This is a genomic window from Arthrobacter sp. Soil782 (genome assembly GCF_001428435.1).
GTDB lineage: Bacteria > Actinomycetota > Actinomycetes > Actinomycetales > Micrococcaceae > Arthrobacter_D > Arthrobacter_D parietis.
Window position 1 is genome coordinate 13898 of sequence record NZ_LMSO01000002.1, and the last position, 14279, is coordinate 28176.

Below are 14279 nucleotides of genomic sequence, written 5' to 3' on the forward strand. Positions count from 1 at the left end.
CGGGCGGAATGGGGTGAGTAACGGGGTTTGAACCCGCGACCTCCTGGACCACAACCAGGCGCTCTGCCAACTGAGCTATACCCACCATGCGACTCGATAAGCAACCCGAGCGTGCACCGCACGGGGGGCGGGCTTGCTGGGGCTGAACGAGGCAGCGCAGACAATTCTACACACTTTTCGGACCACATTTTTCAGGCACTCGGAACCCCAGCGCCCTGGCCCGGTGATGCCTAGCTTCCGGCGGTGAGATTCCGCGCTGCCGTGCGGCTGGTTTCCGAATCGGGTCCGGAACCAGGAACAAAGATGGTGCTCCGGTAGTACTGCAGTTCCCGGATCGAATCCCTGATGTCGCCCAGCGCCCTGTGGTTGCCGATCTTCTCCGGAGCCTGGAAGTAGGCGCGTGGATACCAACGGCGAGCCAACTCCTTGATGGTGGACACGTCCACCACCCGGTAATGGAGGTGTTCAACCACCAGAGGCATGTCGCGGGCAAGGAACACCCTGTCGGTTCCCACGGAGTTGCCACCCAGTTGTGCGCGGCGCGGTTCCGGCACATGCGCGGTGATGTACTTGAGTACGCGGTCCTGGGCTTCCTGCATGGTGACTCCGGACGGCAGCTCTTCCAGCAGGCCTGAAGCGGTATGCATGTTGCGCACGAAGTCGCCCATGGACTCCAGTGCGCCGGGAGGCGGTGCAATGACGACGTCGACCCCCTCACCGAGAATATTCAGTTCAGAGTCGGTGACGATGACTGCCACCTCAATCAGGGCATCCGCGACGGAGTCCAGGCCCGTCATCTCACAGTCGATCCAGACGATGGGCTCACTAGTTATCGGCACCCGACAAATGTACCGGGTTATCGGTTGACCCCGGTCTACGCGTACAACCGTTCGGCGGCGTCCGGGCAGGTGAATGCTAAAATCGAGCGACCTCGATTCCTCCTCACCGCCCTGTCAGACTGACGATCGGACCCTCCCGCAATGACCGCCCCTGCGCCTGCTTCCGTTGCGACCGCGCACATCGGGCGCCCCAGGATTGCGATCATTCAGGGCTTCATTGGCTCAATGCTCATGCTTGTCGGATCGTTCGGCGTAGGCTGGCTTTCGCTCGCTTCCAGGGAACTCCGGCAGGTGCAGGTGATCATCTGGCTGCGGTTCGAACCTGCCGGCGCTGTCCTTTCCGTCATTCTGCTTGCGCTGGGAGGGATGCTCCTCGTCAGGTCATGGCTGAGGCTCGGTCAACGTCTGCAGGGGTGGGGACCGGAGACGCATCGGACAATCCTCACCGCAATCCTCGCGTGGGCTGCCCCTATGTGCTTTGCGCTGCCCCTGTTCAGTAGGGATGTTTTCGCTTATATCGCTCAGGGCCAGGTCATGGTCGCCGGGCTTAACCCGTATGAAGACGGCTATTCCCAGATCTCCAACTATCTGCAGATCGGAGCGGATGATCTGTGGGCACAGAGCCCAACTCCGTACGGTCCTATTTTTCTCTGGATGGAAGAGCTGATAGTCCGTGCGACCGGAGGGCAGCCTGACCTGTCCATCCTGCTCTTTCGCCTGTTGGCGCTCGCGGGCGTTGCCTTGTGCATTTATTACGTGCCGCGGCTCGCCGATCTGCATGGAGTGAATCCACATCGAGCGCTGTGGCTCACCGTTGCCAACCCGCTCTTCCTGACCAATTTCGTAGCGAGCATACATAACGACTCCCTTATGGTGGGCCTTGCAGTGGCCGGACTCTATTTCGCAGCGAAGGGACGTTATGTCACGTCGGTTCTCCTGGTCACGCTGTCCATCGGCATCAAGCCGATCACGCTGATCTTTCTTCCGTTCATCGGCCTGATGTGGGCAGGCCGGGAGGCAAGTTGGGCACGAAAGATCCTCTACTGGGCCATCACGGCGGGGATGTCCCTCGGAATTCTTTGGATCCTGGGAATCATGAACGGTTTCGGCTTCGGGTGGGTCGGCGCGCTCAGCACACCCGGCAGCGTGTGGATCTGGTATGCACCGGTCGGGTTCCTGGGCATGGTCGTGGCAGTGACCGGAGACGCCCTCGGTTTCGACGGCTGGTCATGGGCCGATGTTGTCCACACGATCGGCACTTTGGCGTCGCTGGTAATGATCACCTGGTTCATTTTCAGGGGGGACCATGCGCACCTCGTTCGCCGGCTGGCGCTGGCGCTCACCGCCGTCGTACTCCTAGCGCCAATGATCCAGGCCTGGTATGTCGTATGGCTGATTCCGTTGTTTGCCGTGACCGGGATCAGGGATGACTGGCAGGTGAAGGTGCTGTACTTTCTGGTGTCCTTTTTCATGATTTATGCGATCTCCGACCAACTGGACATATTCCCCTATATCGAACTTGACCTTGGAACCGCCCGCCAGATTGCCGCAGTGGTCGGGGTGGCGTTTGCGACCTATCTCGTGCTATTGGATCCGCGAACAAAGACCCTCTTTCGAGGGTCGCGATCAACGGATCAGCTCCCTCTTAGCCGATAAGCACCGGTCCAGCGAACATGCGAAGCGTGCTTGATGACGCAATACTGGAAGGATGAGCGAACTGCAGGAACAGGTTGTCCGGGCCGCATTTGATATTTCGCAGTGGGAACCTGAGTCTTATTCGGTGGAAGGCGCTGACAGCGAGCTGACGCGTGTTCGCGCGACGAAAGAGTTTGCCGGAGACATCGAAGGTTCTTCGGTTGCTGAACTGCTCATGGCCGGCAATAACAGGGGAGCCGGGTATGTGGCATCAGAAGTCTTCACGGGTAGCGTTCTTGGGCGGCACGGAAGCGTGATCGTCCAGCATTGGGGGCTGGCTGAAGGAAACGCAGCGGCGAGCTCCGGACACATCATTCCCGGATCAGGGACTGATGAGCTGGAGGGTATCGCCGGCCGGGCAGAGTACTCGCAGGACGTTGCGGGCCAGCACTATCTCGAACTGAGAGTGACCTTTCCCGAATGATTTGGTGCCCCCGGCGCGACTCGAACGCGCAACCTACGGATTAGAAGGCCGTTGCTCTATCCATTGAGCTACGGGGGCCTGGCGGGCGAACTGCCCACATGAGTTTAGCGGTTCCTAGTCTGCGTTATCTCCTCCACAGCGGACAAATTGCACTGCACTTTCGCACATAGCCGCATCCACAGGCCACCGGCCAAGCGATCCCGTCACAGACTGGAATCAGCCGACGCACCGGTGTCGGTCTCGTTTTCTTGAAGGGACGCATGATGAGCAACTATGTGACAATCCGCGGTTTTGTGGGTACCGAAATCAAGTGCGCTGTAGCAGGTAGTGGGCTGCCGATCGCCAAATTCAGGCTGGGTAGTTCTGATCGCTACTTCGACAAGAAGACCAACGCGTGGGTGGATGGCGACACCAACTGGTATTCAGTGTCAATGTTCCGGCAGCTGGCCACCAACGCCGGGGTAAGCCTGCAGAAAGGCGACCGCATCATTGTCACGGGCAAACTAAGGGTTCGCACCTGGATCACTGACGAGGGTAAAAGCGGCACCACCGTTGAAATTGATGCGGATTCAGCCGGGCATGACCTCGTGTTCGGCACAGCCAGTTTCCGGAGATCAAGTGCAGATCGGAGTGACTCTGCGGTGCAGGAGGGTACAGATGAGGGTTTTGATGGCGTGAACTACGCCACCGGCGAGATTTCCACACCCGGTTACGGGGCGCCCGGTACAGCCGTTGAGGAGTCGCCCGAGCCATCGGATGACCCGGCGGAGAAGGAGGTCGGCGGGGACCGGGAATTGGCGTCGGCGCCCTTCTAGACGGATTCCCGGCAGCGCCATGACAGAATTGCTGCATACGGAGACCGGTGAGGGGCAAGGATGGACATCAGGACAGTACGTTCGGCTGCGCTGTCGTGCATCCTGTGTGTGGGCATCGGAATCGGCGCCAGCGGCTGCGGGATGGGCGCTGCCGGAAGTGAACCCCGGGCTATCCGAATGGCACCGGCAGCGCAAACCCCCGATACTGCAGTATCGACCGCCCCCGATCCCTCCGATATCGGCGCTCTTACCTCCAGTCTCGAGGACTCCCTGAGTTCGTTGGCAGCTGAGACAGCTGACCCGGATGCAGAAGCGCTGCTGGCTGCCTTCGAGGCGGCGGGAGCGGACCCGCGTTCCGTCGAGGTGTCCATTGATACCACTCCAACCGGTCTCCAAGTAGACGCGATGACCGCCGCCGTGCCGCTTGGAGACACCTGCGTCTTCGGGCACATCCGTGACGGCTCTTCAACAGTCACTCAACTTCCCGTCCTCGCCAGCGGCAGGTGCTTCGTCGGGGACCAGCGGTGAAAGCCCACAGCCGGGCGCACCAACGGGACGCCGTCGAATATGTTCTAGGCGTCCTCACGCCGTAGCCTTGGACTATGGCGGAATTTATCTACACAATGACCAAGGCCCGTAAGGCCGTTGGGGACAAAGTAATTCTCGACGACGTGAGTATGTCGTTCTACCCGGGCGCCAAAATCGGTGTGGTGGGGCCCAACGGCGCGGGAAAGTCCACCATCCTGAAAATCATGGCTGGTTTGGATACTCCCTCGAATGGCGAGGCACGGCTTAGCCCTGGATACACAGTTGGCATCCTCCTCCAGGAACCGCCCCTGAACGAGGAAAAGACGGTTCTCGGCAACGTGCAGGAGGGCGTCGGAGAAATCTATGGCAAGATTCAGCGCTTCAACGAGATCTCCGAAGAAATGGCCAACCCTGACGCCGATTACGATCGGCTGCTCGATGAAATGGGCAAGCTCCAGGAATCCATTGACGCCGCGGACGCCTGGGACATCGATTCCCAGCTCGAGCAGGCGATGGATGCCCTGCGCTGCCCGCCGCCCGAGGCTGACGTGTCGATACTGTCCGGTGGAGAGCGGCGCCGCGTTGCGCTGTGCAAGCTGCTGCTCCAGAAGCCGGACCTGCTGTTGCTGGACGAACCGACCAACCACCTTGACGCTGAAAGCGTGCTGTGGCTCGAGCAGCATCTGTCTGCCTACCCCGGCGCAGTTCTCGCCGTCACTCACGACCGCTACTTCCTTGACCATGTCGCTGAGTGGATTGCGGAGGTAGACCGCGGACATCTGTACCCGTATGAAGGCAACTACTCCACGTATTTGGAGAAGAAGCGTGCGCGGCTCGAGATTCAGGGCAAGAAGGACCAGAAGCTTTCCAAGAGGCTTACTGAGGAGCTTGAATGGGTGCGGTCAAACGCAAAGGGCCGCCAGACCAAGTCCAAGGCGCGTCTTGCCCGCTATGAGGAGATGGCATCGGAAGCGGAGCGGACCAGAAAGCTGGACTTCGAAGAAATCCAGATTCCACCCGGCCCGCGCCTCGGCAACCAGGTGATTGAAGCACATGATCTCCGGAAGGGTTATGACGATCGCATCCTCATCGATGGACTGTCCTTCTCTCTGCCCCGGAACGGTATCGTCGGAGTAATCGGCCCGAACGGCGTCGGAAAGACCACCCTGTTCAAGACCATCGTCGGTCTGGAACCGCTCGACGGCGGAGAACTGAGGATCGGCGAGTCCGTCAAGATTTCATATGTTGACCAGTCCCGTGGCGGGATCGATCCCAATAAGTCCCTGTGGGAAGTAGTGTCGGACGGCCTTGACTACATTCAGGTCGGCCAGGTCGAAATGCCGTCCCGTGCTTACGTGTCCGCGTTTGGTTTCAAGGGACCCGACCAGCAGAAGAAGGCGGGAGTGTTGTCCGGCGGCGAGCGTAACCGGCTGAACCTCGCGCTGACGCTGAAGCAGGGTGGAAATCTACTCCTCCTCGACGAGCCCACCAACGACCTCGATGTCGAGACTCTTTCCAGCCTGGAAAACGCGCTGCTCGAATTCCCAGGCTGCGCCGTTGTGGTCTCGCACGACCGGTGGTTCCTGGACCGGGTAGCTACCCACATCCTGTCTTACGAGGGCACTGAGGAAGACCCGGCGAACTGGTACTGGTTCGAGGGTAACTTCGAGGCGTACGAGGAAAACAAGGTTGAGCGGCTTGGCCCTGATGCCGCCAAACCTCACCGTGTGACACACCGGCGTCTCACCCGCGACTAGAAAAGCGGGCTGACATCGACTGAGGGAGCGTGCGGGCCGGGCGCTCCCTCAGTCAGTTAAGCACGGATCTCAATTCTTCCAGCGACGCATCTTCTGGTCCATCAGCTTTTTCTGCACGGCACCCTTTAGCTTGCTGCCTGCGTCGTCAGGCACGCGGATCATGCCCTCTTGCGCGACGGTGGCAACGAGATAGCCTGAGCGGTTATAAATTTTTCCTAACGCCAGCCCGCGGGCACCGGAAGCGCTGGGCGATGCCTGGATGTACAGCAGCCATTCATCGACCCGAACCGGGCGATGCCACCACATGGCATGGTCTAGACTCGCCACGCTCATCCCCGGGTGAATCCAGGTAAGGCCGTGCGGGCGCAGGATCGATTCGAGCAGTGTGTAGTCGCTCGCGTACGCAAGAGCCGCCTGATGCATCGCGGGATCTGTGGGCATCGCTCCGAATGTTTTCATCCAGACGGCGTTCACAGGTTCATCCGATCCTGTGTTCTCGACATAGAGCGGGGAGTCGATATGGCGGATGTCGAACGGGCGATCATAGGCCCACGCTTTCGCGACCGGATGATCGAAGCGTCCCAGGAGATCCGCCGTCGAGGGGAGCGATTCCGGCTCCGGGACGTCGGCCGGCATGGACTCCTGGTGCGTAATTCCCTCATCAGGCTGTTGGAAGGAAGCGATCATTGACAGGATGGGCACGCCGTTCTGGTATGCGTGAACCCGGCGCGCGGAAAATGAGCGTCCATCGCGCAGCCGCTGCACCCCGAAGGTGATTGGCAGGGTGGCATCGCCTGCCCTCAGGAAGTAGCCGTGCATCGAGTGCACAAAGCGCGCCGATTCCACGGTCCGGATAGAAGCCATCAAAGCCTGGGCGAGCACTTGCCCTCCGAAGACCCGCTTGCCCGGCTGCTTCACCGGAGTCGCAACGAAGATCTCCTCGTCCGTCTGGGCTCCTGCGGCGCTGTCCAGGTCGAGAAGGGTGACAAGCGCGGCTGTAGGGTCCTGTGAGGGCTGGACGGACATGGTGATGGTTGGCTCCTTGTACTACACGGCGCTGTGCCTGGACGGCTCCCGGCTCATCCGGCAGCATGCCTTCAGTGGAACCATCACCGACATTAGACTGCGCGGCGTTCAGCCTCAACTGCGCGGATGAGAGAATTGCACCATGTCTCAACCCTCCACCATGTCCCGAGAACTCTCACTTGCCGATCCACAGGTGATGCTGGACCTGCGCACTTACGTGGGACGCGCACGCGCAGCCGAGGACGGAGCAGTCCGTCTCCAAGCCAGCGGGAAGGTGCTGGCGGCGTACGTGTGCATCCTCGCCCCCCGCATTCTCGGCGAGGCGACGCCGACGGTCCTCGGCCTGCGCACCATTCCGCTCGCGGAACCGGGACAGCTGGACACAACGGTGGCTTTGGCGTCCGTGTCCGACCGGCTGGCCCGCATGACCGAGAACGACGTCGTTCTGCCGGTGCCGCCGACAACGGTCACTGAAATCTGGGCTGGAGTTCTGCCGCCGCGGGCCGGATGGGAATCGAAAGGCTCGATGTCAACCGACCTGCTGCTCGCCGCTGCCTCGGAGGGTATCCGGGAAGTGGCTCAATCAGTGCCGCAGTCTCCCGGCGCCATCGTTGTGAACAACGCACGCGGCATCATTTGGGGACGCCCGGTTGCAGAGGCACCGGCGGATCTGCCCGCAGGTGCAGCTTTTGGTGCGTTTGTCCTCGGTTTCCTGAGACCGGGAGAGCGGGCAAGCATCTTCACCAACCACCGTTGGACGCGCCTGAGTACGGGAACCGGACACGTCCTCGTACGCCAGGCCGCTGTTCTCTAAACCGCAGCAGGGCTCTGCAGACCTCAGGCTGAATTGACCATGGAATGTGCCGCCCGATCCAGATAGTCCCATAGCGTCGCCTCGTGCAGCGGTGAAAGTTCAAGGGAATCGACGGCGTCGCGCATATGCGTCAGCCAGCGGTCGCGGGCAGCCGGTGTGACGTGGAAGGGCTGGTGGCGCATCCGCAGACGGGGGTGGCCACGAGTCTCACCGTAGGTTTTCGGTCCGCCCCAGTACTGCTCAAGAAACAGCAGGAGGCGTTCCTTGGCTGGACCCAGATCCTCTTCCGGGTACATGGGACGCAGCAGCTCATCCGATGCCACGCCGGCGTAAAACACATCGACCAGGCGGGCGAACGTTGCATGCCCACCGACGGCCTCGTAAAAGTTGTCGGTATAGGATGGCTGGTCAAAACGCGGCCCCACGGGGGTCAACTGGGCAATCGGTTCACCGAATCTCGACGGGATGGGAATCGGACCGGGTGTTTCACTGCTCATTGGCTTTTTCCACCTTTTCGTCATCTGCTGTGGGCGGAACGTAGTTGCCCTGTGTCCTGTTGCCTACCTTCATGATGTCACCGTTGCGGATGTACCAGATTGCACCGTTCTCATCCACCATGCGTGTGATTCGCAGTCCGACGGACTGCACAACCCCGACGGTATCTCCCACCTCGATGACGTCGCCGATGCCGTACTGATCTTCGATGGTGATGAAAAATCCCAAGAACGCGTCCCGGATTACCTCCCGCGCTCCGAAACCAATGGCAATACCGACGATCCCGACGCTTGCGAGGATAGGACCGATGTTGACTCCGAGCTGCTCGATTGCGGTCATGAGCGCGATGATCGCGATCGTGACCGCCGTCGTGCTGCGCAGTAGCGCACCGATGGTCTCGGCTCGTTGCATTCGCCGCTTGTGGTCAAGTGTGCGCAACACTGGCTGCGCCCACTGGAAATGCGGTTTCTTGAACATCTCATAGCCGTTCTGCACACGCTTCACCATGCGGTTGATCAACGCGCGAAGTATGAGCCAGAGTATGAGAGCGGCCAGCAGGATCAGCGCGGCGGCGATGATGTTTCCGCCGTAACCGAGCTGGTCAAGAAACTGCATGGGAATACCTTTCATCGGGCGGTACGCGGCCGGAAACATAAGGGCTCGTCGGGCAGCTCAAGATTACCCGTCGTCGGCAGGCGCGAGCGCACACTGGTTCCCGGCGGCAATCGCGCTGCGCCGCTTAGATTACCCGGTCAGGCGGTGGTCTTCTGGCGGGAAATCTCGGTGACCGGGTTCGCTGTGCCGCCCACCATGACAACCGGTTCATGCAAGACGGGAAAATTGACTGATCGTCCGATGAAGCAGGCCGCAGCAGCGTCGGCGTGGATTGACTGGGCCGTATGTTTGACCGTGCTGTCCGTGATGGTGACCCGAGGCTTCAGTATGACGCCGGTGAACTCACCACTGCCATCAGCGTTGAGCCGCATGGTTCCCTCGGCCGCATCTTCATAGGCAGTCACGACAATGCCGTTCTTGACCGCCATATGAAGATAAGACAGCATATGGCACTGCGAAAGAGCGGCAAGGAGAAGCTGCTCCGGGTTCCAACGTTCGGGATTGCCGTGGAACGTCGGGTCTGCCGACCCGGGAATGATGGGGACGCCGGCTGATGCCACCTCGTGATCGCGGGTGTAGGACCGGTATGAGGATGTGCCGGCACCGCGGTTCCCCGTCCACACCACGCGTACCTGATAGTGATGCTCAGAGAGGTTCATAGCCACAAAGTACACCCGTTGGCCGATAACCGCAGTGCGCGGACCGGCCAACGGGTGCAACCAGCGGCTTCTTCGCTATTTATCTGCTGCCTGCGCCCTGAGAGCGCGCGCCACGCCGTCCCGGTTTTCCAGAACGAGCCGGCGAAGCGAGGCAAGGTCCGGATCCAGAGTTGCCAGGAACTCGTCAGTGGCCGCGAGTGTGCCCTGCGTAGCCAGTCGCGATGGATAGAGGCCGACGATAATCTGCTGGGCGATCTCATGCGTGCGGTTTGCCCACACATCCTTCGCCGAAGCGAAGTACTTCCCGGCGAAAGGTTCCAGAAGATTCGTGTCATGGACCCGTGTGAAGCCGGCGATCGCCGAACGCTGTGCAGCGTTAGGCATGTCTGAGCGCTCCACGATGGCCGTCCAGGCTTCCTCCTTTGCCTCAGCGGTCGGGATGGCTGCCTTCGCCTGCGCAGCGGCAAGCGCGCCGGTGGCCGTGGCGTCCTGCTCGAGTTCGGCGTCAATATCCCTCTGGGTCTTCCGGCCACCCACCACGAGGCTGGTCAATAGCTCCCACCGCAGGTCAGCATCCACAGTGAGTCCCTCTGGTGAAGCGGAACCGTCAAGGATCCGTTCGATGATGTCGAGCTGTGGTCCGGTTTGAGCGTGAACGGCGAACGCCTTCACGAACTGTAGCTGCGAGTCCGACCCGGCGTCAGCACCCTCCGCCAACTGCCAAAGGCTGTCTGCGGCAGCTATCTCCATTGGCTGCCGGTCAGCCGGACTCACGTAGAGGGCGAGGGTCGTTGCGAGTTGCCGCAGGAGCACCAGAACCACTGAGGAGTCAGACTCTGAGGCGATGTTCTGCAATATCAGCTCGACGTAATTGCGTGCAGGTGTCTCTCCGTCGCGGGCTGCATCCCAGGCCGACGCCCACACCAGCGTGCGGGGCAGGGACTCGCTGAAGTCCTTCAGATGGCGGGTAGCGGTTCGCAGCGACCGGTCGTCAAGCCGGATTTTCGCGTAGGCGAGATCGTCGTCGTTGAGCAGCACAAGATCCGGCTGCTGCAACCCGATGAGTTCATCGACAGCCGTGCGTTCTCCCGCAATATCGAGTTCAACCCGGTGCGAGCGCTCAAGCTGCCCGTTGCCTGTCAAATTATAGAAACCGATCGCCAAGCGGTGCGAACGGATCGTCGGAAAGTCCGCCACCGCGGACTGTTGGACCGCGAAGGAGGTGATAGCGCCGTCGTCGTTGGAAGTGATCTCCGGACGGAGGGTGTTGACACCGGCCGTTTCCAGCCACTGGGCTGACCACTCCTTCAGGTCACGGCCGCTTGCTTTCTCAAGCTCGACGAGCAGGTCGGGGAGCTCGGTATTGGACCAGGCATGCTTGCCGAAGTATTCGCGTACTCCCTGCATGAACTTGTCCTGACCCACCCACGCCACCAGCTGTTTGAGCACGGAAGCGCCCTTGGCATAGGTGATGCCGTCGAAGTTGACCTGCACGTCTTCCAGGTCATTGATGGGAGCCACGATGGGATGGGTTGAGGGCAGCTGGTCCTGGCGGTACGCCCAGGCCTTCTCGAGGGATGCGAAGGTGGTCCACGACTGTGTGAACTTCGTTGCCTCCGCGGACGCCAGAGTGGACATGAACTCTGCAAAGGACTCGTTGAGCCACAGGTCATTCCACCAGCGCATAGTTACCAGGTCACCGAACCACATGTGCGCGAGTTCATGGAGGATAGTAATTGCGCGGCGTTCAATGGTGGCTTCGGTCACCCGGGAACGGAACACATAGCTTTCAAGGAAGGTCACCGCGCCGGCGTTTTCCATCGCTCCCGCGTTGAACTCGGGAACAAACAGCTGATCGTACTTCTCGAACGGATAAGGGGCGCCGAACTGCGCTTCGAAGAACTCGAACCCCTGGCGGGTCAGCTCGAAGACGTTCTCGGCGTCGAGGTGTTGCATAAGGGACTTGCGTGCAAAGACGCCGAGGGGGATGGTCCGTCCGTCCGAGCTCGTGAGTTCACTGCGTACAGACTGGTATGGGCCGGCAATGAGGGCCGTGACGTAGGAAGAGAGCACCGGTGTCGGGGCAAAGGCCCACGTGGAGCGTGCACCGCCGTCATCCGCAGAACCGGCTTCAGCGGGCTGGGGCGTGGGGGAGTTGGAAATGACATCCCAGTGCGCCGGCGCAGTCACGGTGAATCGGAATGTCGCCTTCAGATCCGGCTGCTCGAAGACGGCAAAAACACGGCGGGAATCCGGAACCTCGAACTGCGTATAGAGGTACACCTCATTGTCGACTGGATCGACGAAGCGATGCAGGCCCTCACCGGTGTTCATGTAGAGCATGTCGGCATCAACCACCAGCTCGTTGGACGCAGCGAGGTTATCCAGACGGATACGCACGCCGTCCGCGACATCCGCCACATCGAGGTCTACACCGTTGAGCGTCACCCGGTGGACTGCCGCGGTGACGGCGTCAATGAACGTCGACGTACCCTGCACGGCGTCAAAGGACACTACGGTGGTTGACCCGAAGATCGAGTCGCCGCGGGTCAGGTCGAGATTGATGGCGTAGCTGTGGACGCTGACTATGGCCGCGCGCTGGCGTGCTTCGTCCCGCGTCAGGTTCATACCTGGCAAGGTGATGCCTCCGAGAGTGGGGAGTGGTACCGCGCGGTAACGCGGTGTGATCCACCTTACGCAGAACGGTGCACCTTCACCATTTCGCCGCTGCCCTGCGCGGACGATAGGGCTGTCCGGTTGAAGGCCGAGCTCAACCTGTTCCCAAGGTTCCTTCCTTACCGTTGCATCAGCACGCAGTCGTGCAACGTCCCGCCACCGGTGGCGGTTTGGCGATGCGGCTGTCCGGATTGCATAGGAGTGTGAATATGTCCTCGAGATGGAGCACTGCGAGGGTTACCGCGATAGCGTCGGCGCTCGCGATTGGTGGCACAGCGATGGTTGCAACGCCAACGCTCGGCGCCCCCGGCGATGCGGATGCGTCGGCCGTGAAACTGCAACTGTCGCTGGAGTTGGGCCGCACAATCCTGCTGGACGTAGACGCAGGTGCAGCAATTGAGGCACCGGGCGAACTTGCCATTCCGGACCTCTCAGCGCATCTCGGTGAGCTGACAGGAGCCAGCGTGGCAGGTACCGCTGCGCTCGCGACGACGTCAGGCGCAGGCGCGGAAGGAACAACCAGCTCGGTTCTCGTCGAGGATCTGTCGGTTTCAATGTTCGGCGTGGCAGCGGTAGAGGCAAAACAAGTGGCCTCCTCGGCGGACTGCCTACCCGGAACTTCCCCCGCAGCCGAGACGGATTCCCAGGATGTGACCATTCTGGGAACACCGGTTGACGTGGACGAGGTGCCGGCGGAAGGGCAGAGGATCGCAGCAGCGGCGACTGTGCCGGGGATGACAGCCGCTGAACTTGTCGCCAGAGTTCTACCGGCCACAGCCACCCAGAACGCCTCTTCAGCCACAGCTTCGGGCTTGACTGTCAACCTCTCGCTCACCGGGTCAGCTCCCGAGGTGGGCAAGATCGCGACAATATGGCTTGGCCGCATCTCAATTGGAGACGTGAACTGCGAGCATCTGGAGGCACCGGAAGCGCCGACGGCGGAAGAACTGCTGCCCGCAAATGGCGTCAGTACCGGGGGAGACGCGGTGACGCTCCGAGGGTCCGGCTTCACAGCGGACACAACAGTTGCCATTGGTGGGACCGAAGCACGCGGAGTCGTCGTCGTGTCCGACAGGGAACTCACTTTCACTACTCCGGCAGGCACCGCCGGCCCGGCAGTGGTGACTGCAACGACTCCCTCAGGAACAACCAACGGGCTCGAATTCACCTATGCCGAACCTGCTCCCGAGGCCCCGGAGGTCGAGGAACTCGATCCGGACGATACGGCGTCGACCGGAGGCGAAGAGGTCTGGGTGTTCGGATCGGGATTCGTCAGGGGACAGACAAGCGTCACCGTCGGGGACACTGTAATTTCTCCGGACGACGTAGAGGTGATGAACACAGGAACGCTCATCGTGAATGCGCCGGCCCATCCGGCAGGGATTGCACCGCTGAGCGTCACCACTCCGGTTGGCACGAGCGGCACCGTGGATCTGACCTACATTGCAGCGGCTGCGCCTCCAGTCATCACGTCCATCACTCCGGAATCAGGTCCGCTGGAAGGTGCCACCGTGGTCACGTTACGAGGCGCGGGCTTCCTATCCGACGCAACCATGGTGACCATGGGACCTGCATCATTCCTTGATGATGACGTCACCGTCGTGTCCGACACGGAGCTGTCCTTCACGGTCGAAGCGAATACAGCGGGACCGGTTGCGATCTTCATTACGACGCCGGCCGGCGTTTCCAATGAGGTGACCTACACCTACACTGCGGTGGCGCCTACACCGGATCCGACACCGACACCGACGCCCACACCGGATCCGACACCGACACCGGATCCGACACCAACCCCGACGCCGGTGCCGGACGGATTGGATGGCCATGATTTCTCCGGTGACGGGAACGTGGATGTGTTGGCGAGAAGTGCCGACGGCAAGCTGTGGTTGTACGCCCGCAACGCTGCCGGCGGCTGGGATGCGCGGGTTCAGGTCGG

General features: G+C 61.0%; 13 protein-coding genes and 2 tRNA genes. 7 read left to right on the top strand and 8 right to left on the bottom strand.

All coding sequences use genetic code 11. From position 1 onward, the window contains the following. Nucleotides 1–9: 9 nt before the first annotated feature. Nucleotides 10–85 (bottom strand) — tRNA-His (locus ASH00_RS07365). A gap of 145 nt (nt 86–230) precedes the next feature. Continuing rightward, nucleotides 231–839, bottom strand: coding sequence for an oligoribonuclease (gene orn, locus ASH00_RS07370; protein ID WP_082565973.1), 609 nt, complete (start codon nt 837–839; stop codon nt 231–233). A gap of 141 nt (nt 840–980) precedes the next feature. On the opposite strand from orn, the gene mptB reads away from it, so the two are divergent. Continuing rightward, nucleotides 981–2495 carry a polyprenol phosphomannose-dependent alpha 1,6 mannosyltransferase MptB gene (gene mptB, locus ASH00_RS07375; protein WP_056546867.1) on the top strand — a complete coding sequence of 505 codons (1515 nt, stop codon included), beginning with the start codon at nt 981–983 and terminating at the stop codon, nt 2493–2495. A 52-nt stretch (nt 2496–2547) separates the two neighbouring features. Beyond that, on the top strand, nt 2548–2958 hold the full coding sequence (locus tag ASH00_RS07380) for a DUF3224 domain-containing protein (RefSeq protein WP_056546870.1): 411 nt from the start codon (nt 2548–2550) through the stop codon (nt 2956–2958). 2 nt (nt 2959–2960) lie between these two features. Here the strand turns inward: ASH00_RS07380 and ASH00_RS07385 are convergent. Beyond that, nucleotides 2961–3036, bottom strand: a tRNA-Arg gene (locus tag ASH00_RS07385). A 182-nt stretch (nt 3037–3218) separates the two neighbouring features. Between ASH00_RS07385 and ASH00_RS07390 the strand changes: the two genes are divergently transcribed. The 3 genes from ASH00_RS07390 (at nt 3219) to ettA (ending at nt 6058) form a co-directional block, all read left to right on the top strand. Further along, nucleotides 3219–3773 carry a single-stranded DNA-binding protein gene (locus tag ASH00_RS07390; protein WP_056546873.1) on the top strand — a complete coding sequence of 185 codons (555 nt, stop codon included), beginning with the start codon at nt 3219–3221 and terminating at the stop codon, nt 3771–3773. Nucleotides 3774–3833: 60 nt separating this feature from the next. Then, on the top strand, nt 3834–4301 hold the full coding sequence (locus ASH00_RS16980) for a DUF6993 domain-containing protein (protein WP_235563221.1): 468 nt from the start codon (nt 3834–3836) through the stop codon (nt 4299–4301). A 74-nt stretch (nt 4302–4375) separates the two neighbouring features. After that, entirely contained in the window at nt 4376–6058 is a 1683-nt protein-coding gene (ettA, locus tag ASH00_RS07400) for an energy-dependent translational throttle protein EttA (RefSeq protein WP_056546876.1), read from the top strand. A gap of 69 nt (nt 6059–6127) precedes the next feature. Here the strand turns inward: ettA and ASH00_RS07405 are convergent, their stop codons facing one another. Beyond that, the gene (locus ASH00_RS07405) at nt 6128–7084 is read right to left on the bottom strand and encodes an acyl-CoA thioesterase (RefSeq protein ID WP_056546879.1); all 957 of its coding nucleotides are present in this window, start codon (nt 7082–7084) and stop codon (nt 6128–6130) included. Between the two features lie 142 nt (nt 7085–7226). Here ASH00_RS07405 and ASH00_RS07410 point away from each other — a divergent pair, with 142 nt between their 5' ends. Beyond that, nucleotides 7227–7898: a hypothetical protein gene (locus ASH00_RS07410; RefSeq protein ID WP_235563222.1), complete on the top strand. Its 672-nt coding sequence runs from the start codon at nt 7227–7229 to the stop codon at nt 7896–7898. A 23-nt stretch (nt 7899–7921) separates the two neighbouring features. Here ASH00_RS07410 and ASH00_RS07415 read toward each other — a convergent pair whose 3' ends face one another. The 4 genes from ASH00_RS07415 to pepN all read right to left on the bottom strand — a co-directional run bounded on the left by ASH00_RS07415 (nt 7922) and on the right by pepN (nt 12295). Next, nucleotides 7922–8395, bottom strand: coding sequence for a globin (locus ASH00_RS07415; protein WP_056546884.1), 474 nt, complete (start codon nt 8393–8395; stop codon nt 7922–7924). Then, a complete protein-coding gene (locus ASH00_RS07420) occupies nt 8385–9008 on the bottom strand; it encodes a mechanosensitive ion channel family protein (protein ID WP_056546887.1) in 624 nt (207 codons plus the stop codon). Before ASH00_RS07420 ends, ASH00_RS07415 begins: the two co-directional genes overlap by 11 nt. Before the next feature lie 137 nt (nt 9009–9145). After that, nucleotides 9146–9667 (bottom strand): OsmC family protein, encoded by a 522-nt coding sequence (locus ASH00_RS07425; RefSeq protein ID WP_056546890.1) that lies wholly within the window; start codon nt 9665–9667, stop codon nt 9146–9148. 75 nt (nt 9668–9742) lie between these two features. Next, nucleotides 9743–12295, bottom strand: coding sequence for an aminopeptidase N (gene pepN / locus ASH00_RS07430; RefSeq protein ID WP_056546893.1), 2553 nt, complete (start codon nt 12293–12295; stop codon nt 9743–9745). Between the two features lie 257 nt (nt 12296–12552). Between pepN and ASH00_RS16645 the strand changes: the two genes are divergently transcribed. Continuing rightward, the coding region (locus tag ASH00_RS16645) for an IPT/TIG domain-containing protein (protein WP_162252846.1) at nt 12553–14279 on the top strand (1727 nt) is incomplete at its 3' end.

Coding starts and splice junctions, on each gene's coding strand:
- ettA (WP_056546876.1), top strand. CDS start 4,376: ATGGCGGAATTTATCTACACAATGACCAAGGCCCGTAAGGCCGTTGGG.
- ASH00_RS07420 (WP_056546887.1), bottom strand. CDS start 9,008: ATGCAGTTTCTTGACCAGCTCGGTTACGGCGGAAACATCATCGCCGCC.
- ASH00_RS07415 (WP_056546884.1), bottom strand. CDS start 8,395: ATGAGCAGTGAAACACCCGGTCCGATTCCCATCCCGTCGAGATTCGGT.
- ASH00_RS16980 (WP_235563221.1), top strand. CDS start 3,834: ATGGACATCAGGACAGTACGTTCGGCTGCGCTGTCGTGCATCCTGTGT.
- ASH00_RS07405 (WP_056546879.1), bottom strand. CDS start 7,084: ATGTCCGTCCAGCCCTCACAGGACCCTACAGCCGCGCTTGTCACCCTT.
- ASH00_RS07410 (WP_235563222.1), top strand. CDS start 7,227: ATGTCTCAACCCTCCACCATGTCCCGAGAACTCTCACTTGCCGATCCA.
- pepN (WP_056546893.1), bottom strand. CDS start 12,295: ATGAACCTGACGCGGGACGAAGCACGCCAGCGCGCGGCCATAGTCAGC.
- mptB (WP_056546867.1), top strand. CDS start 981: ATGACCGCCCCTGCGCCTGCTTCCGTTGCGACCGCGCACATCGGGCGC.
- ASH00_RS07425 (WP_056546890.1), bottom strand. CDS start 9,667: ATGAACCTCTCTGAGCATCACTATCAGGTACGCGTGGTGTGGACGGGG.
- ASH00_RS07390 (WP_056546873.1), top strand. CDS start 3,219: ATGATGAGCAACTATGTGACAATCCGCGGTTTTGTGGGTACCGAAATC.
- ASH00_RS07380 (WP_056546870.1), top strand. CDS start 2,548: ATGAGCGAACTGCAGGAACAGGTTGTCCGGGCCGCATTTGATATTTCG.